At 45.5% G+C, this 5,657-nt stretch carries 9 protein-coding genes; 1 reads left to right on the forward strand and 8 read right to left on the reverse strand.

Features of this window, described 5'->3' with window-relative positions; all coding sequences use genetic code 11:
- A partial coding sequence (locus B3180_RS13065) for a cytochrome b/b6 domain-containing protein (protein ID WP_286844998.1) occupies positions 1-485 on the reverse strand: 485 nt, incomplete at its 3' end.
- A 78-nt stretch (positions 486-563) separates the two neighbouring features.
- On the opposite strand from B3180_RS13065, the gene B3180_RS13070 reads away from it, so the two are divergent.
- The gene (locus B3180_RS13070) at positions 564-923 is read left to right on the forward strand and encodes a response regulator (protein ID WP_273022255.1); all 360 of its coding nucleotides are present in this window, start codon (positions 564-566) and stop codon (positions 921-923) included.
- Between the two features lie 3 nt (positions 924-926).
- On the opposite strand, the gene tyrA is transcribed toward B3180_RS13070, so the two are convergent.
- The 7 genes from tyrA to B3180_RS13105 all read right to left on the reverse strand — a co-directional run.
- Positions 927-2,069 (reverse strand): bifunctional chorismate mutase/prephenate dehydrogenase, encoded by a 1,143-nt coding sequence (gene tyrA, locus B3180_RS13075; RefSeq protein WP_222235540.1) that lies wholly within the window; start codon positions 2,067-2,069, stop codon positions 927-929.
- Positions 2,066-2,677 carry a DNA-J related domain-containing protein gene (locus B3180_RS13080; RefSeq protein WP_278358784.1) on the reverse strand — a complete coding sequence of 204 codons (612 nt, stop codon included), beginning with the start codon at positions 2,675-2,677 and terminating at the stop codon, positions 2,066-2,068. The genes tyrA and B3180_RS13080 overlap by 4 nt, the downstream gene beginning before the upstream one ends.
- 72 nt (positions 2,678-2,749) lie before the next feature.
- The gene (gene rplS / locus B3180_RS13085) at positions 2,750-3,109 is read right to left on the reverse strand and encodes a 50S ribosomal protein L19 (protein WP_054488388.1); all 360 of its coding nucleotides are present in this window, start codon (positions 3,107-3,109) and stop codon (positions 2,750-2,752) included.
- 32 nt (positions 3,110-3,141) lie between these two features.
- Positions 3,142-3,888 (reverse strand): tRNA (guanosine(37)-N1)-methyltransferase TrmD, encoded by a 747-nt coding sequence (trmD, locus tag B3180_RS13090; protein WP_278358834.1) that lies wholly within the window; start codon positions 3,886-3,888, stop codon positions 3,142-3,144.
- Between the two features lie 11 nt (positions 3,889-3,899).
- A complete protein-coding gene (gene rimM / locus B3180_RS13095; protein ID WP_222235542.1) occupies positions 3,900-4,424 on the reverse strand; it encodes a ribosome maturation factor RimM in 525 nt (174 codons plus the stop codon).
- A gap of 28 nt (positions 4,425-4,452) precedes the next feature.
- Positions 4,453-4,701, reverse strand: coding sequence for a 30S ribosomal protein S16 (rpsP, locus tag B3180_RS13100; RefSeq protein ID WP_011234962.1), 249 nt, complete (start codon positions 4,699-4,701; stop codon positions 4,453-4,455).
- 119 nt (positions 4,702-4,820) lie between these two features.
- The coding region (locus B3180_RS13105; protein WP_414654054.1) for a signal recognition particle protein at positions 4,821-5,657 on the reverse strand (837 nt) is incomplete at its 5' end.

Consider the following 5,657-nt stretch of genomic DNA (forward strand, 5'->3'; position numbering starts at 1 on the left):
ATATGGATGGCAATCACCACTAATATGACGTCAAACTGACTCTTATGCCAGCTGGTTACTGCTTTTTGCCCATCAGATGACAACCAGTTTGATAATGGACCGGAAAACAAAATCCCGTCTGTTGAAAATAGCCCTGTCATCACCTGGCTTAACAACAACGCCAGCATTAAAATAACCGCCCATCCACCGGCTACACTGTGAGTATTTTCGGCTTCGTAAGCACCACTGAACAGCTTTCGCAAATGCTTTAAAATTGCGGCTGGCGATTTCAAAAAAACATGAAAACGCGCATTCTCACTACCGAAAATGCCCCAACCTATTCTGACCACAAGTAACGCCAATAACGCCACTCCAATATCTTTATGCAGCTCCATCCGGCCGTTTTCGACGGTCCACCAGAGCCCTCCCAGAAAAACAATGAGTAAGCCATGGAACACCCGGATAAAGCTGTCCCATACTTTAATAGAATTTCCTTTCTGTTTCATATTGTTAGCTCCAAATAACTGGGAATATAAACAGCTAAGTGCTAGGGTATAATTAATTATGACAAATAGGTAGTGACTATGCGTAAAGTTCTTATTGCTGACGATGATTTTATCAGTATCGAAGTGTTAAAGGCGATGCTGGCTAGCTTTGAAGTTGACCTGCTTGTCGCAATGACAGGAGAAGAAGCTTTAAACCTGGCAGAACAGGGACCCGAGCTTATCTTTCTCGACTATGAAATGCCCGATATGTCCGGTGCTGAAGTCTGTCAGCATTTGCGACGGATCGAAAAGCATAAAACAACACCGATTATTGCTATTACCAGTCACCAAAGTGCCAGCGAAATGAGCGCTTGCCGTGAGGCGGGAATGGACGCCACGCTGCATAAGCCTGTTTCTCCGGAGGCACTCAGTGAACTCATGTCGGAATATCTGCCATAAACATTATTCGTGTTTGAATCTTTGGTCATCCGCCAGTTGCACCAAAGATTCACTTTCCTGCAAAAATTGATTGGAAAATTCACCAAAATATTGACTAACTTCTTCGAAAAGAAGAACAAAGTCTCCTTTCTTACCATTTTCTATATCATCGAGTATCTCAGAGAATCGGCGCAAATAACGTCTAATTGAGGAAAACTGCGATTTATTTGCGGCGATGATATCAGCATAGAGTTCTGCGTTCTGAGCAAACAAACGACCTATCATCATCAGTTCCATCCTATAAATAGGTGAGCTGAGTTCTAGCAGTTCCTTAATGTCTACCCGCTCTGATGCCAGATGAACGCCATAAGCGAAAGTACTTAAATGGCGCATAGCCTGTATCCAGCCCATAGCATCATCGTGCTTATTTGCATCAACCTCGTGTAAATGCGCTCCCCAGTTAATAAATTGGTCTAACAGCCACTGATAATGCTGCCGCTGCCTGCCATGAGTAACAACAACCAATTGTTTTGCCAGGTTCTGTACCGATGGCCCGAACATGGGATGTAACCCGACAACCGGTCCGTCATGCTGCTCCAGCATTGCATTTAAAGGGGCAGCCTTAATGCTGGTCACATCGGCTAAGACACAATCATCGGGCAACGGCGGTAAGCGCCTTATCAGTTCAGCAGTCTTATTAACCGGCACACTCATAAGTACTAACTGTGCCTGACTTAATTCATCCTCTGTTGGCCACTCATTGTTTTTATCTATCGTTATGACCCGATAGCCTGTTTGCCTTAACTGAGCAACCAAACGTGCCCCCAGAGCGCCCTCGCCTCCAAACACAAAAACGGGTCGTTCAAGATGGCTGGAGGTAGCTGCCGCCTGGGATGTTTGCGTGCGATATGACTCACGAATAATGCGGCGCACGACGTCTTCAATTAAGTCCTCAGACAAACCGGCTTGTTTTGCTTTTACTCTGCGAGCCTTCACTAAAGAGCGCTCTCTCTCCGGTACATAAAGCGGCTGCTTCAATGAACGTTTAACCTCACCAACTTCGGCCGTTAGCTTAGCTCTACGCGCAATAATTTCAATTAACTCATTATCAGCCGCATCAATGGCATTACGCAGTTCTGATAATCGTTTGTCCGGTTCTTGACTCATGGGTGGCTACTTTGTTCCTCTTTAATTACACCAGTAATACAGCGATACGCCTTTTGAATTTTTTGCATCTTAGCAACACTTCCACCTTTATCTGGGTGGTATTTATGCACTAATTTTCGATACTGCTTTTTAATCAGTGCACGACTGGCCGGTGGTTCAACTTCCATCAACTGCCAGGCTTCTGCGACTGGCATATCTGCCGTTACAGAAGAATGCCCCATGCGTTGCCAAAAATCATCAAGCATTGACTCGACATCGGCTCCCGATGTGCTATTTAATTGATTTAAGTCCAGGTAGTACTCTGCCAATGGGTCATTTTCAGATAAAGCAGAAGTTCCTTTGTGCCAGGGCTGGCATTCAATATTTAATGTATGAATAAAAAGCTCATACTTTTTCTGCTCACGCCAGCGCTCACGTAATTTATACAAACAATGAAACAATAAAAAATGCGTTTGAAACAGAGTTAAGGGGTCCCGCAAGGCGCCCTTGTCAAAAAATTCATAGGGCTGAGACTGCAGCCGCTCTATAAGCTCAATCTCAGTCCAGTGAGGCTGCGTATTGAGGTTCTCAGCCAAAATCTGCGTCAGTATTTCTATATCTTCTTTCATTTTTAAAACACTAACAAAAAACCCAGCACAAGGCTGGGTTTTTCTTTGCTATTTCGTTTTTTTGCTAAAAGCTTAAGACAGCTTCTCGCGGATACGTGCAGACTTACCAGAACGCTCACGCAAGTAGTACAGTTTCGCGCGACGTACCGCACCACGACGTTTGACTTTGATGCTGTCAACTAATGGGCTGTGCGTTTGGAAAGTACGCTCTACACCTTCACCGTTCGATACTTTACGTACAGTGAACGCTGAATGCAGACCGCGATTACGAACACGGATAACAACACCTTCAAACGCCTGAAGACGTTCGCGGTTACCCTCTTTTACTTTTACATTTACAACAACAGTGTCACCTGGTGCAAACTCAGGTAAATCTTGTTTCATCTGCTCTTCTTCAAGAGCCTTAATGATGTTTTGGCTAACTTTTGCCATTTTCGTATCTCCTATCCTAGATAAACTGTACTTTATTCGCTGGATGATTGCTGCGCGATAAACTCGTTCAACAATGCTTCCTGCTCGTCAGTCAGAGCTAGGCTATGAATTAACTCTGGTCGTTGCAGCCAGGTTTTACCCAAAGACTGCTGTAAACGCCAGCGACGTATCTTTTCATGATCACCGCTTAATAAAACCGGCGGCACTTGCTGTTCATTATAAATTTCCGGTCGAGTATAGTGAGGGCAGTCCAGTAACCCGCTGGCAAAAGAGTCTTCTGCCGCTGAATCCTGGTGTCCCAACACCCCGGGAATTAATCGTGAAACCGCGTCAATAAGCACCATTGCCGGTAACTCACCACCGCTTAATACGTAATCCCCTATCGACCATTCCGCATCGACGTACTGCTTAATAACACGTTCATCAATGCCTTCATAACGGCCAGCAATCAAAATCATTCGATCATTTTTGGAGAGCTGCTGCACTCCGCTGTGATCAAGTTTTTGCCCTTGTGGTGACAAATAAATAACAGGAGTGTCCTCACCCAGGCTTTTTTTTGCTGCATTGATAGCATCCACTAGTGGCTGCACCATCATCAGCATACCCGGACCACCGCCATAAGGCCTGTCATCAACAGTCCTGTGGCGATCATGCGTGAAATCACGAGGATTCCAAACACTCACTGTCAGCAAACCTTCCTTTATTGCTCTGCCAGTCACACCATAGTCGGTGACTGCAGCAAACATTTCAGGAAACAAACTGATGATGCCAACCTGCAATGGTTTACTCATCAAAAGTCTGACGGCCACTCAACCTGAATACGCTTCTCTTCCTTATTAACCTCAGTGACATACTCACTCTGGATAAAGGGAATTAAACGTTCAGACTTTCCGAACCCGTCGTTGCTGTTTGCCTTTACGACCAACACATCGTTCGATGCAGTGGGCATAATTTGTTCAACCACACCCATATCATAGCCTTTAGTGTTTACTACACGCATACCAATAAGGTCGCGCCAGTAAAACTCGTCATCAGCTAATGCCGGTAACTCATCTGCAGTAATGCAGATATCCGCACCAGTAAGGCGTGCAGCCTCATCACGATCGGATATACCTTCTAACCTGGCGATAAGTCCGTTGTTGTGGCGACGCCACTCGACAACTTTCATTTCGCGCTCAGTTTTCTGGCTGAGTAACCAAGGGCTGTATTCAAATATCGATTCTGGATCATCAGTAAATGACTGCACTTTCAACCAGCCTTTAACGCCATACACCGCACCAAGGCGACCAACGACGATTTGTTCTGATTGCTGCATTAATTTACCTACCTGAATCTATTAATGCTTACGCCGCAGCGCTTGCATCTTTAACAAGTTTAGCAACACGATCAGATAACTGAGCGCCTTTGCTTACCCAATGCTCAATGCGGTCAACATCAACACGAAGTTTTTCTTCCTGACCACGAGCTACAGGGTTAAAGAATCCTACTTTCTCAATGAAACGACCGTCGCGTGCATTGCGACTGTCAGCAACTACCATCTGGTAGAAGGGGCGTTTTTTAGCGCCACCACGTTGTAAACGAATGGTTACCATTGCGTTCCTCAATATAACTGTTTTGTAAATGTAAAAAATAGCAAAGCCCTCCGACAGAGTCGGAAGGCTCGGCAATTCTACTGATTTTTACTGCAAATGCAAGCTTGACGCGCTTTTTCCTAACGCCCGGGGAACATTCCCGGAGGTAACTTTCCACCCATGCCGCGCATCATTTTTTGCATGCCGCCGCCTTTCATTTTTTTCATCATTTTCTGCATTTGGGTAAACTGCTTAAGTAATTTGTTCACGTCCTGAACCTGTGTACCTGAGCCGGCCGCTATACGGCGCTTACGAGAGCCTTTAATAACATCCGGTCGGGTCCGCTCTTTTGGAGTCATCGAATTAATGATGGCTTCCATACGTAAGGTCATTTTATCGTCCATCTGACCTTTCATTTGTTCCGTCATTTTACCCATGCCTGGCATTTTGGTCATTAACCCCATCATGCCACCCATTTCCCGCATTTGAACTAATTGGTCACGAAAGTCCTCCAGTGAGAACTGGCCTTTTTTCATGACTTTTTTAGCAACCTTCTCAGCTTTTTCTTTATCGACTTTTTGCTCAACTTCCTCAATTAAAGAAAGCATATCGCCCATGCCGAGAATTCTGGAGGCTACACGGTCAGGATGAAACGGCTCCAGCGCATCGTTTTTCTCACCAACACCCAGGAATTTAATGGGCTTACCGGTAATATGACGAATAGACAGCGCAGCACCACCGCGCGCATCACCGTCGGTCTTAGTCAGAATAACACCGGTTAGCGGCAGAGCTTCACTGAATGCTTTGGCCGTATTCGCCGCATCCTGACCAGTCATAGCGTCAACCACAAACAGCGTTTCAATTGGGTTGATGGCTGAGTGCAGTTGCTGAATTTCCTGCATCATGTCTTCGTCAATGGCCAAACGACCAGCGGTATCCACTAACACTACATCAATAAACTGTTTACGAGCCTGGGC

This window comes from Idiomarina sp. UBA4206 (assembly GCF_002383015.1).
Classification (GTDB): Bacteria; Pseudomonadota; Gammaproteobacteria; order Enterobacterales; family Alteromonadaceae; genus Idiomarina; species Idiomarina abyssalis.

Coding starts and splice junctions, on each gene's coding strand:
- B3180_RS13070 (WP_273022255.1), top strand. CDS start 564: ATGCGTAAAGTTCTTATTGCTGACGATGATTTTATCAGTATCGAAGTG.
- tyrA (WP_222235540.1), bottom strand. CDS start 2,069: ATGAGTCAAGAACCGGACAAACGATTATCAGAACTGCGTAATGCCATT.
- B3180_RS13080 (WP_278358784.1), bottom strand. CDS start 2,677: ATGAAAGAAGATATAGAAATACTGACGCAGATTTTGGCTGAGAACCTC.
- rplS (WP_054488388.1), bottom strand. CDS start 3,109: ATGGCAAAAGTTAGCCAAAACATCATTAAGGCTCTTGAAGAAGAGCAG.
- rimM (WP_222235542.1), bottom strand. CDS start 4,424: ATGCAGCAATCAGAACAAATCGTCGTTGGTCGCCTTGGTGCGGTGTAT.
- rpsP (WP_011234962.1), bottom strand. CDS start 4,701: ATGGTAACCATTCGTTTACAACGTGGTGGCGCTAAAAAACGCCCCTTC.